This is a genomic window from Duncaniella freteri (genome assembly GCF_004766125.1).
GTDB classification, from domain to species: Bacteria; Bacteroidota; Bacteroidia; order Bacteroidales; family Muribaculaceae; genus Duncaniella; species Duncaniella freteri.
This window is the reverse complement of sequence record NZ_SJSA01000001.1, coordinates 304094-330670: the sequence shown is the minus strand read 5'-3', so window position 1 is coordinate 330670 and position 26577 is coordinate 304094. Positions and strand designations below refer to the sequence as shown.

Sequence of the window (26577 nt, the reverse complement as noted above, 5' to 3'; positions counted from 1 at the left end):
CCAAACATCACAACGATATTGGATGCTTGGGTTTTCATGTGGTGCTCGAAGCGGGACTCGAACCCGCACGATCGCAATGATCAAAGGATTTTAAGTCCTTCGTGTCTACCATTCCACCATTCGAGCATCATGTGGTGAGGCTTTGTGCATATTGCAAATCCGTTGCAAAGTTAGTACTTTTTTCTTTAAGTTTGGCATCTCTCATGATTTTTCTCATCTTTTTTGTGTACTTTTGTAGCCCGAATGATAACAGACAACAAAGAATAATAAAAATCACGTATTAATTATGGCACTCTGGTTTGAAACTAAAGTACGCTATGACAAGACTCTGGACAACGGTGTTCAGAAGAAAGTAACCGAATCATATATGGTAGATGCACTCTCCTTCACCGAGGCAGAGGCACGCATCTCTGAGGAGATTGCCCATTTCACATCAGAATACAATGTGTCGGCTGTGAAGATTTCCAAGATTTCTGAGATATTCCGTCAAAAGACAGGCGATAAATGGTATCTTGTGAAAGCTGCTTTCATCACTCTTGATGAGAAGACAGCTGTGGAGAAGAAGTCAATCACCCAGTTTCTCGTTGCCGCGGATTCCTTCAAGGAGGCTTACGATAACTTTATGGAAGGAATGAGCGGCACAATGGCTGATTTCGAGATCAATACCATCCAGGAGACACCCATCATGGATGTCTATGACGCTGACCTCAGCGGTAAAGGCTCCAAGGAGGGAGAATGATCCGGATATGGGGGTAAGAGAGAATCTTATGAGGCTGCGCGGATCAGTCCCTGATGGGGTTGTTCTCGTCGCTGTGTCGAAATTCCACCCCTTGGAATCGCTGCGGGAGGCTTATGATGCCGGTCAACGTGTATTTGGTGAGAGCCGTGCCAACGAGCTCTGCACCAAAGCCGTGGCGATGCCTGACGATGTGCAGTGGCATTTCATAGGTCATCTTCAGACCAATAAGGTGCGTCAGATTCTTCCTCATGTGTCGCTTATCCACAGCATAGATTCTGAGAGGTTGCTGCGTCTTGTGAATGCCGAGGCAGCACGCTTGGGGCGCAAGGTGTCTGTGCTTCTGCAACTTCATGTTGCGCAGGAGGAGACAAAGTTCGGGTTTACCCCCGACGAGCTTCTTGCCATTATGTCTCAGTCACTTATTGACGAGCTTTCCAATGTGGAGATAGCGGGAGTGATGGGTATGGCATCCAATGTCGATGACGAGGAGCGTATACGCAATGATTTCCGATTGATACGGTCGGCATTTGATTCGCTCAGGTCCACGGTGTTCTACAACCGTCCTGAATTCCGTATTGTCAGCATGGGCATGAGTCATGACTGGAATATCGCGGTGGCCGAAGGCGCGGATATGATACGCGTAGGCACCACGATTTTTGGAGAAAGGGAATACTGATGAGAAAGATAGCCATAGCCACAGGGACGCGTGCCGATTGGGGGCTGCTTAGCGGGATAGCCCGCTCTTTGCGCTCACGTGAGGATTGCACCGTTGCCGTTCTCGCCACCAATATGCATCTTCATGAAAGCTATGGCTTTACGGTTGACGAGATTGTCGCTGACGGATTCACCGATGTGCGCCGTGTGCCTATGCCGGATACCGGCGGCACCCCTGTAGGCACAGTGGAATCAATGGCGGAGTGTATGTCGGGAATGGCGAGGGAGCTTGATTCAATACGTCCCGACCTTCTTGTGATACTTGGCGACAGGTTTGAGATGCTTGCCACAGCTACAGCCGCTCTTATGCTCCGTGTTCCTGTCGTTCACCTTCACGGCGGTGAGATATCCGAGGGCGCGGTGGACGATTCCATCCGCCATGCCATCACAAAGATGTCGGCTCTCCACCTTACGGCTACCGAGCCTTACCGGCAGCGTGTCATTGCTATGGGTGAGGCTCCTGAAAGGGTCATAAATACAGGTTCGATCGGAGTGTACAATCTCATGCATGAACAGCTTATGAGCCGCGAGGAGCTTGAGCGGTCCATATCTTTTTCTCTTCCTGAAGGCTCATTGCTTGTCACTTATCATCCTGCTACTCTTGATGATGGGGATGCGGCAGAAAGATGCCGGGCTCTTCTTGGAGCACTTGACCGGTTTCCGGATTCTCACATACTCATTACATATCCCAATAATGACTCTGACGGTAAGGTGATAATCGACCTCATTGAAAAGTATGCCGCAACTCGGCGTGGCAGAGTGTGTGTGATACCATCGCTTGGCAAGATACGCTATCTCTCCGCACTGAGATGTGTTGGCGCAGTAGTCGGCAATTCTTCAAGCGGTATTATAGAGGTTCCATCCACAGGTATCCCCACAGTGGATATAGGCATTCGCCAGCAGGGCCGCCTATGCTCCGCCAGCGTGATTCATTGCGGAGATTCCGAAGAGGAGATTGCCGGGGCCATACGTTTTGCACTGTCTGCCGCCGGGCAGGCTGAAGCAAAGTCGTGTAATAACCCTTATGCCAAGCCTGATACTCTCGGGATTATAGTCAAGGCAATAGCCGAGACCCCTATTGAATCGCTTGGGGCGAAAAAATTCTACGATATCATAGATCCTGAGATGCATAATTGAATATCATATGGAGCGACATATAATATCTGATAAAGCCACGATTATTGAAGCCCTGGAGAAACTTAATCTCCTGTCAGGCGGCAGAATGACACTTGTTGTTACCGACGACAATGGGTGTATGTGCGGTACCCTGACTGATGGCGACGTGCGTCGGGCATTCCTTCGTGGTGTCGCGCTCTGTGATTCTGTGGCTGATGCTATGAACCGCAACTACAGTGCCCTGCATCGTGGCAGCGAGATTGCGGCATCATTGCGTGATATGCGTATCCGTGGGCTTCGTCTTGTCCCGGTGCTCGATGCTTACAACCGTGTGGTCAGCATAATCGACACCCATGTTACTCGCACCATTCTTCCGGTCAGGGCAATACTTATGGCTGGAGGCAAAGGTGAGAGGTTGCGTCCGCTCACGCTTACCACCCCTAAGCCTCTGCTCCAGGTAGGTGACCGTGCCATTATCGACCACAATATCGAAGCACTTGCATCGGTCGGTATCAGTGATGTGACAGTGACGGTCAATTATCTTGCCGAGCAGCTTGAAGAGCATTTCTCCACACCGGTGAGCGGGGTGGATGTGAAGTGCGTCAGGGAGACTGTGCCTTTGGGAACCATAGGCTCCGTATCATTGTGCGATATACCTGAGTCGGGTGACACTGTAGTGATGAACTCTGACCTTCTCACCTCCATTTCATTTGAGGACATGTACTTTCATCACAGATCCGAGAAGGCTGACATCACAATCGCCGCTACACCATACAATATATCAGTCCCTTATGCTATCCTTGCCACTGATGGATCGAGGGTGAAGTCGCTCGAAGAGAAACCGTCATATTCGTTCTATGCCAACGCAGGCATATACATGATATCTAACTCACTGTTGCGCTCCATACCGGCGGATACACGCACCGATGCCACCGATCTGATTGAGTCAGCTATCGCATCGGGGCTAAAGGTGACATATTTCCCTATCAACGGCACTTGGATAGACATTGGCTCTCCCGCCGACTACGCTCATGCTCAGGAGCTGATGCGTCAGGTCACTGATTTCCCGTCTCATTCCTGAACACATCCATATTCTCACTTGTCATATTTATAATCATCAATTACAGTTCACACATATGGCTGATTCCAACTTCATAGATTACGTAAAGGTGCTGTGCCGTTCCGGTAAGGGCGGTGCCGGCTCTCGTCATTTCCATCGTGCAAAATATGTACCGAAAGGTGGTCCTGACGGTGGTGACGGTGGTCGCGGAGGACATATAATACTCCGTGGCAATTCCCATATGTGGACACTTCTTCCGCTCCGTTATCGCCGCCATATATTTGCCGGCAACGGTGAGTCAGGATCGGCAGGACGTTCCTTTGGCAAGGATGGCGAGGATGTGACTGTAGAGGTGCCATGCGGCACTGTGGTATTTGATGCCGAGACAGGCGAGTTTCTATGTGAGATAACCGGGGACGGTGAAGAGGTCAAGCTCCTCCGCGGAGGTCGCGGAGGTCTTGGCAACTGGCATTTCAAGAGTGCCACCAACCGCACGCCGCGTTATGCTCAGCCCGGTGAGCCTGCTATAGAGAAAAGTATAATAATGGAACTCAAACTCCTTGCCGATGTGGGGCTTGTGGGATTCCCGAATGCAGGAAAATCCACTCTGCTCTCTTCGATTTCTGCCGCACGTCCCAAGATTGCCGACTATCCCTTTACCACTATGGAGCCTCAGCTTGGCATAGTGTCCTATCGTGGCGAACGTTCATTTGTCATGGCTGACATTCCTGGTATCATAGAGGGAGCAAGCGAAGGCAAGGGGCTTGGATTGAGGTTTCTGCGTCATATAGAGCGCAATGCGGTACTTCTGTTTATGGTCCCGGCTGATGCCGACGACATATGTAAGGAGTATGCGATACTTGCTTCGGAGCTTGAGAAGTTCAATCCTCAGCTTTCCGATAAGCCTCGTGTGCTTGCCATATCCAAGAGCGATATGCTTGACGATGAATTGCGTGAGGAGATGTCGCATCATCTTCCTGAAGGGGTGCCACATGTGTTCATTTCGGCTGTTACAGGTCAGGGTTTGACCGAACTTAAGGATATGCTGTGGAGTGAGATCACTGATGAGCGCAACCGCATAGAGGTAAGTCCTATCACACATCGTCCTCTCGACGGACATCATCGTGTACGTGAAGAGGATGAATTCATTTTCGAGAATGTCCCGGCAGTCTCTGATGAGGAGGACGACATGTTCGATGAGGATTTCGAAGGAGAGGATTACGGATATGAGATGCTTGATGAGGACGATCCGCGTGACATTGACGATTTCAGGTAGCCTCGGGCTGTGATGACGTAGTTATGTCCGATCACAACGATTTGGGTAAATGGGGTGAAGGGGTTGCCCGCGAATACCTTTTGACCCGGGGATATGCTATCGATGGCATAAACATAAGGATTGGGAATGTCGAGATTGACTTCATAGCGCGTAAGGACAATCGCATATGCTTTGTTGAGGTTAAGACAAGGACTACCGATTATGTTGATCCGTCAGCGTCTGTTGACCGTAAGAAGCAGCAACGCATGATCCGTGCCGCTGATCTCTATATGAGCACTCTGCGTATGGATGCCGAACCTCAGTTCGATCTTATATTCATAATCGGTGATCCTGACGGTTACACCCTTGAGCATATTCCTGACGCTTTTTACCCCACAGTTTAATAGAAATACAATAAAATGAGGATATGTCTTAACTTTGGCATATCCTCATTTTCGTGATAAATATCTGTGGTATTACAGTTTTACTATGGTTGACTTGCCGGAGTAGGACACATCTTTCGCTTGTCCTGCCGGATCAATTACCTTTATGCGGAAACGTCTGTCGTTAAGCATCCCGGGGTATTCACCTTTACGGTCTGATATGGTAAGAATGTGCTTGCTGTCGTCCCATGAGAATGTGATTGTTGAATACATCCCTTTCTCGTAGTTATAGTTGTCGAACTCATCTTCATATAGAGAGAATTTGCCGTCCGCACCGGGGTATATCCTGATTTCAAGGTCATCCCAAGGCTTTTCTGTTGCATATTGTACGTCTGGGCCCAGAGGGATTATGCTTCCCGATCTTACATATAGCGGTATAGTGTTTATATCGGATTTCTTCTGTATGGATTTGCCTCCGCGATGGCGTTCACCGGTCCAGAAGTCTATCCATTCAGTGCCTGATGGAAGATACACGTCGGCTGGTGTCTGTTTTGTGAAGTCAACAGCGGTTGTCTTTTCGCTGTCATCTTTTTCTGAACGGTTCCATCCGGTGTTTTCGTCAGCCTTGCTTACTTTCTCAGTGGTATAGTGAGCTTCAAGTATAGGAGCAACGAGTAGTGCGTCGCCAAACATGAATTGGTCGCCTCGGTTCCATCCGTTCTTGTCGGCAGGGAAATCCATCATGAGCGGACGCATGAAACTTGAGGCTTCGTTGGTGACTTGCCAGGATGTGGAATATATGTATGGCAGAAGGGTGTAGCGAAGCCTGATGGCGTTCTCGATGGCATCGTACACCGGCTCGCCCTTCTTACCGAAGTAATATATCTCACGCTTTATGTCAGTGCCGTGTGAGCGCATCATGGGATTGAATGTGCCCATCTGTAGCCATCTGATATACAGTTCTTGGAACAGAGGGTTCTTTACAGCTGAATTATCCATATACGACTTGTTGTATCCGCCGGCAAAGAATCCGCCTATATCGCTGTTGGTGTTCGGGTTGCCTGTCATTGTGAAGTTGAGCATTGCAGGTACTGATTTTCTCAGCATATCCCATGTGGACTGAGTGTCACCGGTCCACACATTGCATCCGTATCGTTGTTGCCCTGCAAATCCTGACCTTGTGAGTATGAACACTCGCTGCTTGTCGGATGTCGCGCGCTGGTGGTCATATACCCCTCCCACAGTCATTAGCGGGTATGCTCCGCGCACTTTGCGGAATGATCCCATACCGGTCGGGGCGTTCATGTCCTCTTCTGTTCCGTTGAAGAAGTCTGGTTCGGTCGAGTCCATCCACCATCCGTCCATGCCTAAATCGTAGAGACGGCGAAGATTTTTCCAATATATGTCGCGGGCCTCTGGTTTGTAGGGGTTATAGGCTCTCACGCCTGAAGGGTAATCTTTGCGTGGAGGCCATTGTTCGGCTATGCCTGATTCCGGCCAGGTCGTAAAATTGAATAATAGTCCTTTGGCGTCAAGTTCGCGGTAAGGTATGGTCTGAGGTCCGAAGGATGACCATATCGAAATGATGATGTGCGCATTGTCGGAGTGGATGGCATCCATCATTTTTTGAGGATTGTTGAATTCGGGATTCAGGAACTCCATCGCGTTCCACAGGTAATTGTTCCCCCAGTATTGCCAGTCCTGTATTATGCCGTCGAGTGGCACTCCGAGTTCGCGGTGACGTTTCACCACCTCGGTGATCTCCTGTTGGCTTTTGTAGCGTTCGCGGCTCTGCCAGAAACCATAGGTCCACAATGGGAACATGGGGACTTGACCTGTGAGGTGCCGCATCTCGGCAATCACGCCGTCGGCATTATCTCCTGACATCAGATAGTAGTCTACACTTTTTCCTACCTGTGACTCGAAGCTTGTGCCGTTCTCGTTGTCAATGAAATGTGTGGGGGAGTAGTTGTCCCAGTATATGCCATAGCCTTTAACGGAGACTATCATCGGTATGCCGTCCTCCACATTGCCTGGTTGGAGCAACCTGCTGACATTGCGTTGTGACAGTTTTCCGTTTTCAAGGTTGCCAAGACCATATATTGCTTCTTCCTTGTCAAGCCGGAATGACTGCTTTGCCATGGTGGATGGTTTTCCGGCATCCTGTATAGGGGTGAACACCGGTCCTCGGTCCTCTTTTACAATGGTCTTGCCTTTGGTATCGAAAAATGATATCGAACCGTCCCTGAGATCGAGTCTGGCTCTTAATCGGTCGCTTTTTATTTCCGCGCTGTTGCCGGAGGTCCTTACAGTGGTTGTCACATCCTGAGGTGTGGCTGTTACTGCCAGTGATTTCTCTTCAGCGGAAACTCCGGCGGGATGTTTCACCACACGTATCGTGGATGGTGTGTAGAACTGAAGCGAGATTTCATTACCGTTTACAGTGGTCTCTATTCCGTTCGGAATCTTGTTCACTTGTGGTTTTGTAGCCATAGATGCGGCTGTCATGGACATGGTGCCTAATGCAGCTGCCACAAAGGCTGTCACAATGGATTTGGGATTGATCATGGCTGATGTCAGTTACATTTAATGTGATGGTGTTGATGTGTTGAATGTGATGCAAAATTAATGCTAAGTGCCTCATATTCTATTAAACAAATGTTGAAATCGATATAATGTATGTTGAATTTCGACCTTGACATGCCACTTTTTCTAATTCTGTTTCTGACTGAATTCCGAAGGACGGCAACCGAACTTTTCCTGAAAGCATTTGCTGAAATAGCTTGCACTGTTGAATCCCACCTGTTCGGCTATATCCGCTATTGTCGGATTGCGCTCCTCCTGTAGCAGCTGAGCGGCTCTGCTGAGGCGTATTTCACGGATGAACAGGCTCGGTGATTTGTCAAGCAGAGTCACGAGCCGTTTGTACAGCCCGGTACGTTCCATGCACATGTCGCTGCTCAGCTGCGATACCGAGTAGGATGGGTTGGCGATATTCCGTTCCACGGCTTCCACTGCTTTGGCTACGAAGTCTCGGTCGGCGGCATCCATGCTTTCGGTCGGGATAGCCCCGGTGCTCTCCTCTGTAGTGTCGTTTTCCTTATCCTTTACCTGATCTATAAGCATCCTGATTTTAGCGAGCAGCATCTCTTCCCGGTGTTGGCGTTCGAGCCTGGTCTTGAGAACTCGGGTATGTATATGTAAAGCTGCTGTGATTGCTAAAGCCAACAGCAGGGCATATGTGCAGTATGCCCATGGGGTGGTCCACCATGGAGGCTTTATGCTGAAAGATATGCTCTTTCTGCCTGCTGTGTATGAGACATCTTTTGCAGTGGACACCTCGGTTGCCAAAGTGTATTTACCTGGCCGTAGATTGGCATAAGTGAAGTCGGTCTCTCTTTTTTGTCCTGGTGCGATAATTGTTGTCGAGCAGTCCGAATCAGGACCTGTAAGTGTGTGACGCAGGTATATGGTGTCGCATCCGGCATAATCGAGTATCGACAGTTTTATGTTGATCAGGTTTTGGTTATGCTCGAATGTAAGGTCATTGCCGTCTATTATCTGACCCTTTACAGTGATGGATTGAAGATGTATTGGGATGGTTCTTGCTGTTTTGTGTGTGGACATGTGCCTGGGTACGAATATGTCAATCTCGTTTCCTGCCAAGAAATATACCTCATCACGGCTATTGCGGAAAGAATTCCCCTTGCCTGATTCAGTGATATCGGTGTTATGCAGCCTGTTTCCATTGAGCAGGTGAAGAGTTTTGTTGTCGGTGTCTATATGATATGACGAATTGAGGCATCTGAGAAACATCATCCCTTCTCGGCTTTCCATGAATGATGCAGTGGAGTGTGGGATCATGCTGCAATAAATGCGTATGAATTCATGTGATGACGGATGATGGTAGAATATTCCTCGATTGTACATACCGAGCCATATTCCTCCATCGGCATCCTCGTATACGGTGCTGATTTCGGTTGCGAGCATTTCGCCTGTTGAGGTGCGTATGTCCTTATTGTAATTTAAAGAGTCGTTGCATGGTGTATAGGTCCATATCCCTTTTGCACAGCTTGTATAGATCGATCCGTTTAGGCTTGGCATCAGGGTGTTGAGAGCATATGGAGTGTTGAGTATGGTGTCACAGTCAAGCGTGATGGGGTCATAATGGAGCAGGCATCCGCCTTTGTATCCGTTACGTAGCTGGTAGATGGAGCCGTCGGTGATTTTGACGAGTGATGTGTTATGGCGGATATTTATATCGGATGGCGGTCGTGAATTTATGTTTTTCCCGGTTTTTCTGTCAAAGACACGTATACCGCCATGTTCAAAAAACAAGTAAATCTTATCCTTCAGTGATGCCGCATCATGCAGTTCCCCCTCGTCTTGTGGCAGTGTCATATGTGAGCCGGAATAGTACAAGGTGTTTCCTTTGCGCATCATCACACACCCCGAATCGTCGACAAACAGGTCATCGATATCTCTCTTGCCTAGCACAGAGTCGGGATCGGACAGCCTGTCACATTTCGGATCGAAGCAATGTAGCCTGCCCTGGTTCTTTATCCACAGCAGGGAGTCACTTGATATGTATGGATGATGATAGCCGTTGTAGCCTCCGAGCAGTGATGATTGGCTGTCATCGAGGGGATAGCTTTTTGTGCTTGTGTTGTTGTATATGTGAAGATGATTGCTGGTGATGAATGCCATTCTTCCGTCGGGGAGTTGTATGATGCTCCTGAGGCTCATGTCATTGGCATCGCCGGTGATCCTTTTGGGAGAGAACAGCATTTTCTCTGTTGATGTTATGGAATATGCTGCCACAGGCTGGAGGAGCAATAGTATTGATACAAGAATAAGTCTATAGAGAGCCGGCATAGCGGATTAATGATTTTTGTGAGGTATATTAATTCATTTGCAAAGGTAATGACTATAGCCAATAAATCAGACATCGGATTGACTAATTATGCCATGTATAACTTGCACTTTTACACATGTATTGTGCAAAAAACTGAGCTATTTTTGCATCAAATGGATAAACGTGTCAACAAATGTTGCTAAAAATTTGTGTTTTACAACATATATTCATATTTTTGCGGATAGTTTAATAAAATCATAGGGCGCAACATTAGGATTTAGTGTTTAAACCTTTATAATACAAAGAAATTGTAATATCGCAATATGAAGTTCCCGTTGAGAAGCGCAGCAAGTACCGAGGGTCGCCGCATGGCAGGTGCCCGAGCCTTATGGCGAGCCAACGGCATGAAAGAGGAGCAGTTTGGTAAGCCCATCATTGCCGTTGTCAATTCATTCACACAGTTAGTTCCGGGCCACACTCACCTCCATGAGATTGGTCAGGTGGTCAAAGAGGAGATTGAGAAGCTTGGATGCTTCGCTGCCGAATTCAACACTATTGCCATTGACGATGGCATAGCAATGGGGCATGACGGGATGCTCTATTCTCTACCCTCGCGTGACATCATTGCCGACTCTATTGAGTATATGGTAAATGCCCACAAGGTGGATGCTATGGTGTGCATATCCAATTGCGATAAGGTGACTCCAGGTATGCTGATGGCTGCTATGCGTCTCAACATTCCTTCGATATTTGTCTCCGGCGGACCTATGGAGGCTGGACGTGTTGGCGATCGCGATGTTGATCTCGTCGATATTATGGTGGAGTCTGCTGACGATACTGTTTCTGATCATGATGTGTCTCTGCTTGAGATGAAAGGATGCCCCACTTGCGGTTCATGCTCAGGGATGTTTACAGCCAATTCCATGAACTCTCTTAATGAGGCGATCGGACTCGCTCTCCCCGGCAACGGCACTGTCGTGGCGACACATGCCAACCGTCGTGAGCTCTTCAGGAAAGCGGCTCGTCAGATAGTGGAGAACACTTATTCATATTATCGCGACGGCGATGTAAGTGTTCTCCCTCGCAGCATAGCCACACGCCAGGCAATGCTCAATGCAATGACTCTCGATATCGCTATGGGCGGTTCGACCAACACTGTTCTCCATCTTCTTGCTATCGCCCATGAGGCTGGAGCCGATTTCTCTATGGAGGATATCGATAGGCTTTCGCGCCACACCCCTGTGCTCTGTAAGGTGGCTCCTAATTCTCATTATCATATCCAGGATGTCAACCGTGCGGGCGGAATCCTTTCAATAATGAAAATTCTCGCTGATGCCGGGCTGGTGGATGCATCGGTCAGGCGTGTCGACGGCATGACACTTGCCCGGGCTATGGAGCAGTGGGCTGTTGTCCCTGGCAAGAATCTTGGCAACGAGGCCGATATACTATGGAAGAGTGCCCCTGGGATGAGGCGCACCACCGAGCTCGGATGTCAGATGAGCTATTACGGCGAGCTTGACACTGACCGTGCCACAGGCTGTATCCGCGATATGGAACATGCCTATGTCAAGGATGGCGGACTCGCTGTGCTCAAGGGCAATATCGCACAGGACGGCTGTGTGGTGAAGACTGCCGGTGTGGATGAGAGCATATTCCGTTTCAGCGGTCCTGCCAGGGTCTTTACTTCTCAGGAGGCTGCCGTGGACGGCATTCTTCGTGATGAGGTGAAGAGCGGCGATGTGGTGGTGATCACTCATGAAGGTCCAAAGGGCGGGCCTGGTATGCAGGAGATGCTTTACCCCACATCCTATATAAAGAGCAAGCATCTTGGCAAGGAGTGTGCGCTGATTACCGACGGTCGTTTCTCTGGCGGGACGTCAGGTCTTTCCATCGGACACATATCTCCCGAGGCTGCTGCTGGAGGAAACATAGGTCTTGTGCGTGATGGTGATATTATTGATATTGACATTCCGTCACGCACCATAAGTGTAAGGCTCAGCGATGAGGAGCTTGCCGCACGTCGTGACGAAGAGATGGCTCATGGAGCCGGGGCGTTCACTCCTCGCGATCGTGACCGCATGGTGAGTCGCGCTCTTCGTGCTTATGCCGCGATGGTGACTTCAGCCGACAAGGGCGCAGTGAGGACTTTATGAATATCGGTCACAATTTCTAATTAAAAAAGGTACTTATATTATATATGAGCGAAAAGATTCAAGGTTCGGAGGCGATGTGTCGTGCACTTATCGCTGAGGGTGTCGACACTATATTCGGTTATCCCGGAGGGCAGATAATGTCGTTTTACGACACTCTCTATGGATATCAGGACCGTCTCCATCACATACTTACCCGTCACGAGCAGGGTGCTGTGCATGCTGCTCAGGGTTATGCGCGCTCATCAGGAAAGGTGGGTGTCGTGACAGTGACCTCAGGTCCTGCTGCCACCAATCTTATCACAGGCATCTGCGATGCGATGACCGACTCTACCCCTCTGGTTGTGATCACAGGTCAGGTGGCTGTAGCGTCCCTCGGCACGGATGCTTTTCAGGAGACCGATGTGTTGGGTATAACTCAGCCTATCACAAAGTGGTCCTATCAGATTCGTTCAGCCGAAGAGATTCCTTGGGCTGTGGCTCGTGCCTTCTATCTTGCCTCTACCGGTCGTCCTGGACCTGTTGTGCTTGATTTCACCAAGAATGCGCAGATAGGTTCTGTGGAGTGGGATTACACCCCTGTCAAATATATCCGCAGCTATGATCCGGATCCGGAGCCTGCTCCTCAGTCGGTTCTCGATGCGGCTACGCTGCTCAATCATGCTAAACGCCCTATGATATTGGCAGGTCACGGAGTCCTCATCTCAGGTGCTGAAAGCGAACTTATAGCTCTTGCCGAGAAGGCTGACGTGCCTGTCGCCACCACGCTTCTCGGATTGTCGTCAATTCCGTCCGACCATTATCTCAATAAAGGTATGATAGGGATGCACGGCAATATCGCACCCAACATCAATACTAACGAGGCTGATGTGATTCTTGCCGTGGGCATGCGTTTCAGCGATCGTGTCACCGGACGACTCGATGCTTATGCCAGGCAGGCAAAGATAATACACATTGACATTGATGAATCGGAGTTTAACAAGAACGTCCGTACCGATGTCCACATCCACTCTGATGCACGCAAAGCTCTCCAGACTCTCCTCCCACATATCAACAAGTCGAGCCATTCCGAATGGCTGGATACCTTTGACGCGCCAAGACAGACGGAGGAAGTGGAGGTGATGCAGCGCGAGCTTCATCCGATAGATACTCGTAACGGTGCCATGCGCATGGGACAGGTGATACGCAAGGTCTCGGAGGCAAGCAATAACAACGGTATACTTGTGACTGACGTAGGGCAGAATCAGATGATGTCGGCACGCTACTTCAAATACAGTTATCCCAACAGTGTCATTTCCTCGGGAGGTCTCGGCACCATGGGCTTTTGCCTCCCTGCCGCTATCGGCGCGAAGATCGGTGCGCCTGAGCGTCAGGTGTTCGCATTCATGGGCGACGGCGGTTTCCAGATGACAATGCAGGAGCTCGGCACTATCATGGACTACCGCATACCTGTAAAGATCATCATACTAAACAATAACTTCCTCGGCAATGTGCGCCAGTGGCAGGAACTGTTCTTCAACAGTCATTTCATGGCTACACCGCTTCTCAACCCCGACTTTGCCATGGTGAGCAAGGCCTATGGTATTCCGGCGGAGGATGTCAACGATGTGTCGGAACTAGACGCCGCTATCGGGCGTATGGTAAGTTCCGATACGGCCTACATGCTGAATGTCAATATTGAGGCTGAGGATATGGTGTTCCCGATGATAGCTCCGGGATCGGCTGTCGATGAGATCCTTCTTAACCGTACTAAGAAATATCAGAAATAAGGAGATTATGGAAAAGAAAATGTTCACCATAGCGGTATTTACAGAGAATCAGGTGGGTCTGCTCAACCGCATCTCCATTATATTCACGCGCCGTGGCATCAACCTTGAGAGTGTATCGTCAAGCCCGAGTTCGGTATCCGGAGTCCATAAGATGAATTTTCTTGTGGCAGGTGAGAGGGAAGTTCTTGAGAAGGTAGTGAAGCAGATTGAGAAATGTGTCGATGTGCTGCGTGCATTCCTTTACACAGACGATGAGATTGTGTATCAGGAAGTCGCTCTATATAAAGTGCCTACTATGCGCCTGCTTGACGAGCCCAATCTGGAGCATATCATCCGTGTACACAATGCGCGCATCCTTGAGATCACACGTGACTACACTGTGATTGAGAAGACCGGACATGAGACCGAGACCCAGGCTCTCTATGAGCTGCTTACACAATATGACATACAGCAGTTCATACGTTCAGGGCGTATATGTGTCACAAAGTCACCTACGGAACACTTTTCCAGATTTCTTAGAGAACAGGAGGCACGTCGCAATAAAATCGAGGGCTGATAACATAAAAAATATTAGGAAGATATCTAATCAATCTTACCCGTGAACCATTACATCAACGAGTTCTATCTCACAGCTGCCGAAGTCAATGCACAGGAGGAGATGCCGCTTTCGCGTCTTGTGACACTGATCATCGACACGGCTACAGCCCATGCCAACAGTCTCGGGTTCGGCTATGCTCATATGATGGAGACCAACACGTCTTGGGTGCTTTCTCGCTTGAGCATTGACCTTAGGCGCATGCCGGGGGTCAATCGTAAATATATGTTGGTGACATGGGTCGATAATGTAAACCGTCTTTACTCCGACCGTATGTTCGAGCTTCAGGATGGTCAGACCGGTGAAGTCATCGGTTGGGCGCATACTACATGGATGGCTATCGACATGGATTCGCGCCGTCCTACCGATCTATTGGTCCACAAGGCTCTTGTTGATGTGATTCAAAGCCGGGAGTTCGGTGGAGAAAAGAGCGGTAGATTGCTGCCCTTGCGTGATGATTCCGAGGGTTATAGTTATACTTTCAAAGTCAGCGACATAGATGTCAACCGTCATGTCACCACCAGGCGTTACATCGACCTCATCACTGATCTGTGGTCACTCGACAAGTACACCGAATGCCGTGTGGCGCGTTTTGAGATTGCATTCAAGCATGAGGCGCGCTATGCCGAGGAGGCTATCGCTCTTAAGGCTCCTCACCAGTGTCCGGGAGATGTGTATGACACCGAGATAAGGGTAGGGGATACGGCATGTGCTCTCGCACGTATCGAATTCGTCGAACGATAAAATCATAAGGTACAATATTAACATAATATCTGAATTATGGCAAAACTTAACTTTGGCGGTGTAGAAGAGACCGTCATCACTCGTGAGGAATTTCCTCTTGGCAAAGCCCTTGAGGTGCTTAAGGACGAGACGATTGCAGTGATAGGTTATGGAGTGCAGGGTCCCGGTCAGGGTCTTGATCTTCGTGACAACGGTTTCAATGTGATTGTCGGACAGCGTCCGGGCAAGACTTATGACAAGGCTGTGGCTGACGGATGGAAGCCCGGTGAAACCCTCTTTTCCATAGAGGAGGCTTGCGAGCGTGGCACTATCATCATGTGTCTGCTCAGCGATGCCGCTGTCATCTCGCAGTGGCCCACTATAAAGAAGCATCTCACAGCGGGCAAGGCTCTCTATTTCAGCCATGGTTTCGCCATAAATTGGAGCGATCGTACCGGAGTGGTGCCTCCTGCCGATGTTGATGTTATAATGGTGGCTCCTAAGGGGTCAGGCACAATGCTGCGTGTTCTCTTCAAGGAAGGCAAAGGCACCAATTCATCTTTCGCCGTATATCAGGATGCCACCGGTCGTGCTCTCGAACGCACGCTGGCTCTCGGTATCGGTATCGGTTCAGGATATCTGTTCGAGACCACATTCCAGCGTGAGGCAGTGAGCGATCTCACTGGCGAACGCGGATCACTCATGGGTGCCATCCAGGGGCTTCTTCTTGCTCAGTACGAGGTGTTGCGCGAGAATGGGCACACACCCTCCGAAGCGTTCAACGAGACTGTCGAGGAGCTTACCCAGTCGCTCATGCCATTGTTCGCTGCTAAAGGCATGGACTGGATGTATGCCAACTGCTCGACCACCGCACAGCGTGGTGCTCTCGATTGGATGGGGCCTTTCCACGATGCCGTGAAACCTGTGGTAGAGCAGCTGTATGCCAGTGTGAAGTGTGGCAATGAGGCTCAGCGTAGCATAGATTCCAACACTCAGCCTGATTATCGCGAGAAGCTTGAGGAAGAGCTCAAGGCTCTCCGTGAAAGCGAAATGTGGCGTACCGGTGCCGTGGTCCGCACCTTGCGCCCTGAGAACGCTTAATCCGGTTTTATTTTATAAATGCACAATACTACAGAGGCTTCGAACCTAATGTTCGAAGCCTCTGTAGTATTGTGCATTTTAAGTATAACTTGCCTCTTCCATTCGGTGGGCGATTGTGTTTTATGTCCAATAGGTATGATAGCTCTTGATTAGATATGTCTAAGCCAACTGATTATTGATAGAGGATGGCGCAGGAGCATGCGGGGACCTGCGTATCGCATCACGGCGCGTATGCGAGCACGCATATCTTGTGAATAGCAATGTATCTTGCAATGTCGGCATGATGGCTTGTCATCACCGTGAGGACATTTGTCGAGTCTGCGGTAGGCATATTCCAGAAGCTCTTTGCACTCCCTGCATAGTTCCGGGCTGCACGAGTGATTGTGCTTGCGGCAATACAGTGAGATCATCTCCTTGATGGTTCTCTTTTCGTCAGCTATCATGGATTGCGGAGCATTATCGTTTGGAGATGCCCCAAAGCAGTTTGGAGCTCAGAGTGTCAACAAATGTATGTCCGTCCATGTGTATGACCTTTACTACGAACGGAGCGCGTCTGATGTGCAGTGTCACATCTATTGGCAGTATGAGCTGACGTCCGTCTAGATTTACTCGGTAAGTGTCGGCTCTTGAATCCACCCTGATCGTTATTATATGGCTGTCGCTCACTACGAGAGGGCGCATAGTCAATGCATGCGGGGCTATAGGGGAGAGAGCCCAGCAGGGAGCCGTGGGCTGTATTATCGGACCACCTACTGACAGATTGTATGCAGTGGAGCCTGTCGGGGTAGAGATGATGAGACCGTCCCCCTGGTAGGACGCTATTTCGATATCGTCCAGGAAAGTGTGCACGGTTATCATTGAGGCGGAATCATGACGCAGTATTGCAGCCTCGTTAAGAGCGTAAGCCCATCCTGAGATTGACTGGCGCAGATTTTGACCCGAAGCTTTCACCTCAAGGAGGGAGCGTGGTTCAATGAAAAATTTTCCGGCAATCAGATTGTCAACAATCACTGGGGCCTCCGACAATGATTCTTCGGCAAGGAATCCAAGGTGTCCTGTGTTGAATCCGATTATAGGTATCTCCTTTGGCCCTACCCACCGTGCTGTGCGCAGGAACGTTCCGTCACCGCCGATGCTGATGGCTATGTCGGCGGTGAATTCATCCGCATCAAACACATCGTCAGCCTCCAGAGGCATTCCGAGCTCGCGTGTCATCGCTTCATAGAAATGACGTTGTACGGCGACAAATATTCCCCTGTCTGACAGAATCTTCATCAGAGATGCTATGCGGGGTAGATCCTCGGCATTCTGACGCCTTTTACCGAATACTGCTATCTTCATTGTTATATTTATGCTGCTCCCTTGTGCTCTATAATATCAATCCCAGGCTCTTCTCCTCTTAAAGATCAATGTAATGCATAAGTTCCTTGATACGGTCGGCGGCGATGTCATCACCGGCAAGGGCATCATGTTCCACATCAAGCACTTCATAGCCATACCGTTCAAGTGAGCGGGCTGCGGCAAGCGGGCTTCGATGGCTCACGCGAAGTTCCACCACCACACGGTTGTCAAGTTGTTCGCCGTCGGCAGTGATATTGAGATTCAGGAGATGTGCGTCACAATCCTCCACTGCCCGGGCTATGCGCGACGCGCTGTAGTCTGCAGGGATACAGCTAACCAACAGGCGGCTTGACTCCTCATTATGAGGGAAAAGCCGGTCGATGGAATGCCCTGGTGGGAGTGAGGGAAGAAATTCGTTTGGCGATATGTAGTCTTTTGATGTCAAAATTTTCCTTTTTTAGTTTTTTCTTGGTAAATTTGCATCCGAATTCGGTAACACCGACACAAAATTACGAAATTTTTATGACAAATCTAAGCGTTAACATCAATAAAATAGCCACTCTGCGTAACGCGCGTGGAGAGAATGTCCCCGATCTTCTCAAAGTGGCAGCCGACTGTGAGGCGTATGGAGCACAGGGCATCACCGTGCACCCGCGTCCCGACGAGCGTCATATACGCCGTGATGATGTCTACAGATTGCGTCCGCTTGTGTGTACCGAGTTCAATATCGAGGGCTATCCGTCCCAGTCGTTCATGGACCTCGTGCTTCAGGTGCGTCCTACTCAGGTGACTCTTGTGCCGGATGCTCCCGATGCCCTCACTTCAAGTGCCGGATGGGATGTGGCATCCAATATGGAATTCCTCGTATCTGTTGTCGACCGTTTTAAGGCCGAGGGTATCCGCACCTCTATATTTGTGGGGACCGATACCGACAACATCCGTCAGGCTGCAAAGACAGGCACCGACCGTATAGAGCTTTACACAAAGCCCTACGCCGACCTTTACCCTTCCGGTCCTGAGAAAGCGGTCGCTCCATTTGTCGAGGCAGCTGATGTAGCTTTGAAATGCGGGCTCGGTGTAAATGCCGGACATGATCTCAGCCTGGTCAATCTTGAATATTTTCACTCGATGATACCTCGCCTGAGCGAAGTCTCCATCGGGCATGCTCTAATCTGTGATGCCCTGTATCTGGGGCTCGAAGAGACAATCCACCGTTATCTCAATTGCCTTAAGTAATTCTCAGTTATGTTTCAGGAACAATTTGTCGACACCTTGAACTCAGCGGCATCCGCATTCACACCGGTCATGCAGGACCAGGCTGCTCAGATGGTACAGGAACTCTCAGTATGGGACCTCACTATGCGTGGAGGTCTTATCATGATACCCCTCGCAATACTGTCTGTGATAAGTATATATATCTTTGTGGAGCGTTACATCGCCATCAGCCGCGCCCGTAAAGAGGATTCGTCGTTCATGGAACGCATACGTGACTACATAAAGGATGGTGAGATCGAGAGCGCACGCAATCTGTGCAACCGCACCGACACACCATATTCTCGTCTCATACTCAAAGGAATTTCACGAATCGGACGTCCTATGAACGATGTCCTTGTGGCTATCGAGAACACTGGCAACATAGAGATTGCCAATCTTGAGAAAGGGCTTTCATGGCTTGCCACAGCTGCTGCCGGAGGACCCATGATCGGATTCCTCGGCACTGTGATAGGCATGGTCGATGCGTTCTATAATCTCGCATCAGCAGGTACCAGTGCAAACATTGCCGTGCTTGCCGACGGCATCTACGCTGCTCTTGTCACGACTGTTGCCGGTCTTGTGGTAGGCATTATAGCACTGTTTGCCTACAACTATCTTGTGGCGCGTATCAACAAGGTGATGAACAATCTTGAGGCTAAGACCATGGAGTTCATGGACCTCCTCAATGAGCCAGCATAACCCCTGACCCCTATGGCACTCAAACGACAGCACCGAATGATGGAAGTGTTCTCCATGGCATCCATGACCGATGTCATATTCCTGCTTCTCATCTTTTTTATGGTGACATCCACATTCGTTTTCCCCACCGCCCTTGAAGTGAATCTTCCGGAGAGTTCTCATCAGACATCTCTAAAGCCTTCCACCAGGGTGTTTATTGACAAGGACTCACGTTTCTATGTCTCCATTTCCGGCGAAGAGCCGTCAGCGGTTGAGCTCGAATCGCTCGCCGGTGCGCTTCAGGATGCACGCATCAACTCTTCTCCCGATTCTGACGATTTCATCGCTGTATATGCCGATGAGGAAGTGACTTATGGTACCCTTGTCAGGGTCCTCGACCTCGGAGCGCAGAATAATCTTAAAATGGTGCTTGCAACCAAACCCGCGCCTGCATCCGCTCGACCTGAATAAAAAAAGGACATGGACTCATCCCGTCGAAATCATATCATAGCACTTATCGCCACTCTGCTGTTTCATGCATTGGTGGTGGTGATCCTCGTGTCGATCTATCTGCGCTATTCCCCGGCTGAAGAGGCAAAGCGCGGATGGCCGCCTGTCGATTCCTCGGAGGTGCTGTTCGGAGGTGAGTTTGTGATGATAGGTGATTCTCCCGAGCAGTCCGAAAACAGTGACGAGTCAGCCCCGGCGGAAGTGTCCGAACCTACACCTCCATCACCGGTCGCCGAGGCGGTGGAGAATACCGGCTCACCGTCTCCAACCCCCGCGCCTGTCATCTCTTCCGAGCGTCCTTCGCCTGCTAAGGTTGTCAAGGAGACTCCGAAGGAGCCTACCGGACCCACTAAAGCCGAACGCGAGGAGGCCGAGCGTGTGAAACGCGAGCAGGAGACCCGTCAGAAGATAGCCGACAAGGTGCAGTTCGGAAAGTCTGGTTCCGGCTCGGCAGGGCAAGGTAAAGCAGGAAGTCCCAACGGCAACTCCAATACCGGTGCCCTTAGCGGTACACCCGGATTCAACCTTAAGGGGCGCACTATGGATTCGTGGCAGACTCCTCCGCGCGGACCTCTCGGCACCATAACTGTGCGGGTGAGCGTCAACCGTCAGGGGCAGGTAACGGCAGCATCCTATCAGACAGGTACTGGAGCCGCGGCAGCCAATGCCGCCACACGCCAGAGCTGTGTCACTGCTGCGCGTGCTTCGCGGTTTTCAGTCGACAATGACGCTCCGGCAATACAGACCGGCACCATCACATACCGCTTCCAGTAACTCTGCGTCGAATAAAGTATACTGAAATACAGAAGAGACAGAAGCGACTTATGTTATCGAAGTATTTGTATCGGTAATTATAGTCCACACTTTGTCTCTTCTGTATTTTTATATCGCTTTTTCTTAGTCAACGTATCGGTATGAGGAGATGGTTTGATAATTTTTGAAAAAATCCCACACAAAAGTTTGAATAAATCCAAATTAAGCATTATATTTGCCTCGGATTTGATAAGGCAATCGGTTGTAGAGACATCATGAGAGCCTAATCAGGTCCGGATAACTTTCCTTACATTGACTATCAGAGGGTCAGACAAAGGGAAAAGTAGAGACATACTGAAGATAATTAAGACAGCTTTCCGCCCATCTCCCGCAATTTCCGTTCATTCCATAGCAGTCATTTATGTAGCGGGTATCGTGAACACTTATTGTTAATTACTTCATCATTGCCGACGTATTGATGTTGTGCGCACAGCAGGGATGTGTCGCATAGCCGGTCCGTTTCGGCACACACCTTAAGGTGTGTGCATTCATGCCATGGCATGAATGCACACACCTTAAGGTGTGTGCATTCATGCCATGGCATGAATGCACAGATACCCTTAGATGCTCTCGCTTGCCTTGTCATCACATCGTGCTCGATGATTTTGCTCTGCCGGAAAGACACAGTTAGTTTGGAGATTATTTTATTCATATTTACAACTTTCTAAAAAACTCTTGCATGAAGAACATTTGTTTTCAAATGAGTCGGAAGGTGTGGCTTGCAGCGATACTCACGCTATGCTTCTCTTTCCCTGCTTTAGCGCAGAAAATTACGGTATCAGGTACCGTGATTGACCCTGAGGGTGAACCCCTCATCGGAGCAAGTGTGTTAGTGAGAGGGGAGACCCTCGGAACTGCCACCAACATCGATGGTGAGTACACTATCTCAGTACCCTCCGACGGTGCTCTCGTATTTTCCTATGTAGGTTATGCTACACAGGAGATTCCCGTCAACGGACAGTCCGTTATCAATGTTACCATGAATGTCAACAGCGAAGTTCTTGGCGAGGTAGTGGCTATCGGTTATGGCACAGTGAAGAAGAGTGATGCCACCGGTTCGGTAGCAGTTGTCAAGCCCGACGAAATTGAGGCTGGGCTTGCCACCTCAGTACAGGATATGCTCGTAGGGCAGACCCCTGGTGTTGTTGTCACCACTTCAGGCGGACCGGAGGGCTCTGGCACAATACGTATCCGTGGAGGCTCGTCGCTCAATGCTTCCAACGACCCTCTGATTGTGGTCGACGGTGTACCCCTGTCCAACGACGGTGTGCAGGGCATGGGCAACTCTCTCTCCATGATCGCTCCTGACAATATTGAATCTATGACCATACTCAAGGACGCCTCGGCAACAGCCATTTACGGTAGCCGTGCATCCAACGGTGTCATCATAATCACTACCAAGAAAGGTATAAAGGGGACTCCCGAGGTCAGCTTCTCTGCCAATATGTATGTCAACAAGGCTCAGAAGAGATGGAACGTGCTCGACGCCAATAGCTTCCGTGCTATGATGACAAATGTCTATGGTGCAGGCTCCAACGAAGTCAATGCCCTCGGCAACGCCAACACCGACTGGCAGGACGAAGTTCTGCGCACCACAGTCTCCTCCGACTACAATCTAAGTGTGCGTGGTTCAGCTGGCATGCTTCCTTACAGGGTTTCAGTCACCTATACCAATAGTAATGGTATTCTTAAGACATCCAAGATGGATCGTCTCACATTCGGCTTCAACCTCAATCCCAAGTTCTTTAACGACCATCTGAGCGTAAGTGCTAATGCCAAGGGCTATTATTTCAATAACCGGTTTGCCAACACCGGAGCCATAGGCGGAGCTCTGTCCTACAATCCCACCGTGCCTGTTTACGATATCCATCGTCTGTCAGGCGACAGTGGTCAGAAGTACCTTTTCAACGGCTATACATCCTGGTACAACATATCCGATAAGGACAACAGTGTGGTCCTCAACCCCAACTCGGCTGTCAACCCTGTGGCACAGCTTATGGATGTCAACAATCACGCCGAAGTGTTGCGCTCCAACGGTAACCTTCAGCTCGATTACTCGTTCCATTTCCTCCCCGAACTTCATGCCAACCTCAACCTCGGCTATGATATATCGAAGACCGACGAATACAACGAAGTGATGGCTAACTCTCCCCAGGCATGGCTCAATCACAAGAAGAACGGTGCCGGATATGAGGATTACACTTACCAGTCACGGAGCAACACCCTTCTCGATTTCTATCTCAATTATAAGAAAGATTTCGAGTCGATCAAGTCGATGCTCGATGTCACAGCCGGTTACTCATGGCAGCGTTTCTCCGCTCATGGACGTAACTGGGGTGCTTCTTCCGAAAAGGGTCGTCCCACCACTGCCGGTTTCAAGACCATATCTTACAATAACGGCTCATTCATGATGGATATAGACCCCGAGACCATATCCTCTATCGGCTCCAACTACGTTCAGGACCCTAACAGTGGCAACGGCAACTATCGTTGGCGCAACCATCTTCAGCTTCTTTCATTCTTCGGCCGTGTCAACTACGGCTTCATGGACCGCTATCTTCTCACAGTCACCGTCCGTGGTGATGCCACATCGCGTTTCTCAAAGGACAACCGTTGGGGCGTGTTCCCTTCGGTGGGACTTGCCTGGAGGATCAGCGAGGAGAATTTCCTGGAATCAGCCCGCGGATGGCTCAATGACTGGAAACTCCGTCTCGGATGGGGTGTGACCGGTCAGCAGGAGGTCGGCGGCACAGTCAACTACCTTCCGCAGTACAGCATTGCCCAGCCCGGCTCTTATTATCCTTCCGGACAGCTCGATGCCAACGGTCGGCCCATATATGTCGCTCCTCTGTACCTTCAGGGCTACAATCCCGATCTTAAGTGGGAGTCAACCACTACCTGGAACGCAGGTATGGACTGGGGATTCATGAACAACCGCATCACAGCGGCTCTTGACTACTACTATCGCAAGACCACTGACCTTCTCAGCTTTGTGGCTATCCCGGCAGGTTCATCCACAACCAATATGCTCAACCGCAACATCGGTTCTCTCGTCAACTATGGTATCGAGTTCAACGTTCAGGCTCGTCCCATTGTCACTGACGATTTCACATGGACAGTTAACTACAATGTGGGCTGGAACCACAACGAGATCACAGAGCTTTATGAAGGCTCCACCATCCGTACCGGTGGTATAGCCGGAGGCAACGGCAACACGGTTCAGGCTCATGCCGTAGGTCATGCCGCCAACACATTCTATCTCTATCAGCAGGTATATGACCAGGCTGGCAATCCCATCGAGGGTGCCTATGTCGACCAGAACGGCGACGGTCAGATCGATGATGCCGACAAGATTCTCAATAAGTCACCCGATCCTAAAGTGACTATGACTCTCGGTAACAATTTCCGTTACAAGAACTGGGATTTCGGTATCAACTTCCGCGCCTCAATCGGCAATTATGTGTACAACAATGTCCTTTCCAACAACATAAATACCTCAAATCTCTACTCCTCCTACGGTATCAGCAATGTTGTTGACAATGACGTGTACTTCTCACAGCCCCAGTACATGAGTGATTACTTCCTGCGCAACGGTTCGTTCCTGCGTTGCGAGAACATCACCATAGGTCACACCTGGGACAATCTTCTCAACGACAATCTGCGTATGCGCCTCTTTGCCGGCGTTCAGAATCCATTCATTATCACCAAGTACAAGGGCATTGACCCTGAAGTGTTTGGCGGTATCGACAACAGTGTCTATCCCAAGGCTGTAATCTATACTCTTGGTGTTGTAGCCACATTCTAAACGATTGTTGAAAACACTATTAATCAAGACTAACACAATGAAATTGAATAAATATATTGCGCTTGGCGGTCTTGCCCTCGGTCTCTCGATGTCCTCCTGTATAGGCGACCTGGATCTTGAGCCCAACGACCCCAACTATGGCAATGCCACCGACTATGCAGCCGTTCTTGCCAAGTGTTACAGCGGTATGGCTGTATCAGGTCAGGATGGTCCCGGCTCATCCGATATATCCGGTCTCGACAACGGTCGCGGACAGTACTGCCGTGCCATCTTCATGATGAATGAGTTTCCTACCGACGAATGTCTGTGGATATGGAAGGACGAGGGCATCTATGACATCTGCACCAACTCCTTCGATGCGTCCAACGGCAACATTTACGGTACATACTCGCGCCTATACTCTCACATTGCTGTCTGCAACGACTTCATAGCTAATGCCCGCACCAATTCCGATCCCGTTGTTCAGGATATGGTGCTCCAGGCCCGTACGCTCCGTGCGATGAGCTACTATTGGGTGGTTGACATCTTCGGTCAGGGTTCGTTCATCACCGAGGAGGCGGCTGTGGGTGAGAATCCGGTACAGAAGTCTCGCCTTGACCTCTACAACTGGCTCAAGGATGAGCTTGAGGACATAGTGGCTAAGTTTAAGGACTCTGATATGCCTGTAGCTTACGGCCATGTGGGTCTTGACGGAGCACAGGCTCTCCTGGCCCGCCTTTACCTCAATGCCAAGGTCTACACCGACGGAAAGCAGGAGGGCTGGGCTGAATGCCAGAAGCATTGCGAGGAGATCATCGCTCGTCATAAGGGTGGCGGTTTCAATGGCTCCGGTCTTGCCAACCATTACCTCTATCTGTTCTGTCGCGACAATCATGTGTATATGCCCGGCGGAGGCAACACTGCCGAGAACGAGATTCTTTGGGGTCTCGCTTTTGAACCCTACTATACACAGTCCTACGGTGCTGCCAACTTTATCATCTGTGCTTCCATCACTACTGCAAATATGGATAAGAACGGCTTCTCGATGTCGTCAGCCAACTATGGTATGGTCAACGAGTGGACCTGTATGCACGGTCGTAAAGAGTTCTTCGACAAGTTCACCGACGGAGACAAGCGTTCATCCTTGTGGCTTAAGGAGGATGACGGATTCACCAGAGAGAACACCGACTACTCTACTTTCAACAATGGCTATGCCACTGTCAAGTTCACCAATCTTATTGCAGGTACCGATGGCGGCTGGAGCCAGGAGAACGGTGGTATCTATGGTCCTGTCGACTCTGAGGGCAAGCCTACTATGGCTGCCAACACTCAGAACTGGCCTGACACCGACTATCCTCTCATACGTCTTGCCGATGTCTATCTGATGTATACCGAGTGCTTCATCATGGGTAATGTGGGTGACCAGGCAAAGGCTCTCCGCTATGCCTCCTACGTATCCGAGCGTGCCGGACAGCGCGCCTGGGTGGAAGGCGACCTCACTGCCGACAATATCCTCGACGAGCGTGCGCGCGAGCTGTATTGGGAGCTCACACGCCGTTCCGACCTTGTGCGCCACGACAAATATACAGGCGGTCGCTATCTCTGGTCATGGAAAGGTAATGTCGCTGAAGGAAACTCCATCAACGAGCGTTACAAGCTCATGCCTATCCCTGTGCAGATTATCTCGGCTCAGCCTGAATTCAAGCAGAATCCCGGCTATTAATTCTTAACGGACTT

Annotated in this window: 22 protein-coding genes and 1 tRNA gene; 17 read left to right on the top strand and 6 right to left on the bottom strand. The window is 49.9% G+C overall.

Annotation, left to right across the window (positions count from 1 at the left end; translation table 11 throughout):
* Positions 1–39: 39 nt before the first annotated feature.
* Positions 40–126, bottom strand: a tRNA-Leu gene (locus EZ315_RS01550).
* A gap of 160 nt (positions 127–286) precedes the next feature.
* On the opposite strand from EZ315_RS01550, the gene EZ315_RS01545 reads away from it, so the two are divergent.
* Genes EZ315_RS01545 through EZ315_RS01520 form a run of 6 tightly spaced genes read left to right on the top strand, consistent with a single transcriptional unit; the run spans position 287 to position 5288 of the window.
* Entirely contained in the window at positions 287–739 is a 453-nt protein-coding gene (locus tag EZ315_RS01545) for a DUF4494 domain-containing protein (RefSeq protein ID WP_135470017.1), read from the top strand.
* Between the two features lie 7 nt (positions 740–746).
* Positions 747–1415: a YggS family pyridoxal phosphate-dependent enzyme gene (locus tag EZ315_RS01540; protein WP_135471881.1), complete on the top strand. Its 669-nt coding sequence runs from the start codon at positions 747–749 to the stop codon at positions 1413–1415.
* Positions 1415–2590, top strand: coding sequence for a UDP-N-acetylglucosamine 2-epimerase (gene neuC, locus EZ315_RS01535; RefSeq protein ID WP_135470015.1), 1176 nt, complete (start codon positions 1415–1417; stop codon positions 2588–2590). The genes EZ315_RS01540 and neuC overlap by 1 nt, the downstream gene beginning before the upstream one ends.
* Positions 2591–2597: 7 nt before the next feature.
* Complete coding sequence (locus tag EZ315_RS01530; protein WP_135470013.1) at positions 2598–3650, top strand: sugar phosphate nucleotidyltransferase; 1053 nt, start codon at positions 2598–2600, stop codon at positions 3648–3650.
* Positions 3651–3705: 55 nt separating this feature from the next.
* Positions 3706–4905, top strand: coding sequence for a GTPase ObgE (gene obgE, locus EZ315_RS01525; RefSeq protein ID WP_135470011.1), 1200 nt, complete (start codon positions 3706–3708; stop codon positions 4903–4905).
* 23 nt (positions 4906–4928) lie between these two features.
* On the top strand, positions 4929–5288 hold the full coding sequence (locus tag EZ315_RS01520) for a YraN family protein (protein WP_135470009.1): 360 nt from the start codon (positions 4929–4931) through the stop codon (positions 5286–5288).
* Positions 5289–5360: 72 nt separating this feature from the next.
* On the opposite strand, the gene EZ315_RS01515 is transcribed toward EZ315_RS01520, so the two are convergent.
* Entirely contained in the window at positions 5361–7781 is a 2421-nt protein-coding gene (locus EZ315_RS01515; protein WP_135471880.1) for a glycoside hydrolase family 31 protein, read from the bottom strand.
* A 198-nt stretch (positions 7782–7979) separates the two neighbouring features.
* Complete coding sequence (locus EZ315_RS01510; RefSeq protein WP_135470008.1) at positions 7980–10142, bottom strand: helix-turn-helix domain-containing protein; 2163 nt, start codon at positions 10140–10142, stop codon at positions 7980–7982.
* Between the two features lie 303 nt (positions 10143–10445).
* Here EZ315_RS01510 and ilvD point away from each other — a divergent pair, with 303 nt between their 5' ends.
* From ilvD to ilvC, 5 genes are read left to right on the top strand one after another with little or no spacing between them, the layout of a single operon-like run.
* Entirely contained in the window at positions 10446–12275 is a 1830-nt protein-coding gene (gene ilvD, locus EZ315_RS01505) for a dihydroxy-acid dehydratase (RefSeq protein ID WP_135470006.1), read from the top strand.
* 44 nt (positions 12276–12319) lie between these two features.
* Positions 12320–14041, top strand: a complete 1722-nt coding sequence (ilvB, locus tag EZ315_RS01500; RefSeq protein WP_135470005.1) for a biosynthetic-type acetolactate synthase large subunit — start codon at positions 12320–12322, stop codon at positions 14039–14041.
* A gap of 7 nt (positions 14042–14048) precedes the next feature.
* Positions 14049–14597 (top strand): acetolactate synthase small subunit, encoded by a 549-nt coding sequence (gene ilvN / locus EZ315_RS01495; RefSeq protein ID WP_135470003.1) that lies wholly within the window; start codon positions 14049–14051, stop codon positions 14595–14597.
* Between the two features lie 42 nt (positions 14598–14639).
* Complete coding sequence (locus tag EZ315_RS01490; RefSeq protein ID WP_170957426.1) at positions 14640–15380, top strand: acyl-[acyl-carrier-protein] thioesterase; 741 nt, start codon at positions 14640–14642, stop codon at positions 15378–15380.
* Between the two features lie 36 nt (positions 15381–15416).
* Positions 15417–16460 carry a ketol-acid reductoisomerase gene (gene ilvC, locus EZ315_RS01485; protein WP_135469999.1) on the top strand — a complete coding sequence of 348 codons (1044 nt, stop codon included), beginning with the start codon at positions 15417–15419 and terminating at the stop codon, positions 16458–16460.
* A gap of 149 nt (positions 16461–16609) precedes the next feature.
* On the opposite strand, the gene EZ315_RS01480 is transcribed toward ilvC, so the two are convergent.
* The 3 genes from EZ315_RS01480 to EZ315_RS01470 are packed head-to-tail and all read right to left on the bottom strand — an operon-like array spanning position 16610 to position 18246.
* Positions 16610–16903, bottom strand: a complete 294-nt coding sequence (locus EZ315_RS01480; protein ID WP_135469997.1) for a nitrous oxide-stimulated promoter family protein — start codon at positions 16901–16903, stop codon at positions 16610–16612.
* Between the two features lie 13 nt (positions 16904–16916).
* Positions 16917–17801: an NAD kinase gene (locus EZ315_RS01475; protein ID WP_135469995.1), complete on the bottom strand. Its 885-nt coding sequence runs from the start codon at positions 17799–17801 to the stop codon at positions 16917–16919.
* Between the two features lie 58 nt (positions 17802–17859).
* The gene (locus EZ315_RS01470) at positions 17860–18246 is read right to left on the bottom strand and encodes a hypothetical protein (protein ID WP_135469993.1); all 387 of its coding nucleotides are present in this window, start codon (positions 18244–18246) and stop codon (positions 17860–17862) included.
* Positions 18247–18323: 77 nt separating this feature from the next.
* Here EZ315_RS01470 and EZ315_RS01465 point away from each other — a divergent pair, with 77 nt between their 5' ends.
* From EZ315_RS01465 to EZ315_RS01440, 6 genes are all read left to right on the top strand, one after another.
* Positions 18324–19037, top strand: coding sequence for a pyridoxine 5'-phosphate synthase (locus tag EZ315_RS01465; protein ID WP_135469991.1), 714 nt, complete (start codon positions 18324–18326; stop codon positions 19035–19037).
* 69 nt (positions 19038–19106) lie between these two features.
* The gene (locus EZ315_RS01460; protein ID WP_242452556.1) at positions 19107–19754 is read left to right on the top strand and encodes a MotA/TolQ/ExbB proton channel family protein; all 648 of its coding nucleotides are present in this window, start codon (positions 19107–19109) and stop codon (positions 19752–19754) included.
* A 12-nt stretch (positions 19755–19766) separates the two neighbouring features.
* Positions 19767–20204 carry an ExbD/TolR family protein gene (locus tag EZ315_RS01455; RefSeq protein WP_135469987.1) on the top strand — a complete coding sequence of 146 codons (438 nt, stop codon included), beginning with the start codon at positions 19767–19769 and terminating at the stop codon, positions 20202–20204.
* A gap of 9 nt (positions 20205–20213) precedes the next feature.
* On the top strand, positions 20214–21017 hold the full coding sequence (locus tag EZ315_RS01450; protein WP_135469985.1) for a dihydrolipoyllysine-residue succinyltransferase component of 2-oxoglutarate dehydrogenase complex: 804 nt from the start codon (positions 20214–20216) through the stop codon (positions 21015–21017).
* Positions 21018–21756: 739 nt separating this feature from the next.
* Complete coding sequence (locus tag EZ315_RS01445) at positions 21757–24861, top strand: SusC/RagA family TonB-linked outer membrane protein (protein WP_242452467.1); 3105 nt, start codon at positions 21757–21759, stop codon at positions 24859–24861.
* Between the two features lie 37 nt (positions 24862–24898).
* Complete coding sequence (locus EZ315_RS01440; RefSeq protein ID WP_135469982.1) at positions 24899–26563, top strand: RagB/SusD family nutrient uptake outer membrane protein; 1665 nt, start codon at positions 24899–24901, stop codon at positions 26561–26563.
* The last annotated feature ends 14 nt before the right edge of the window (positions 26564–26577 follow it).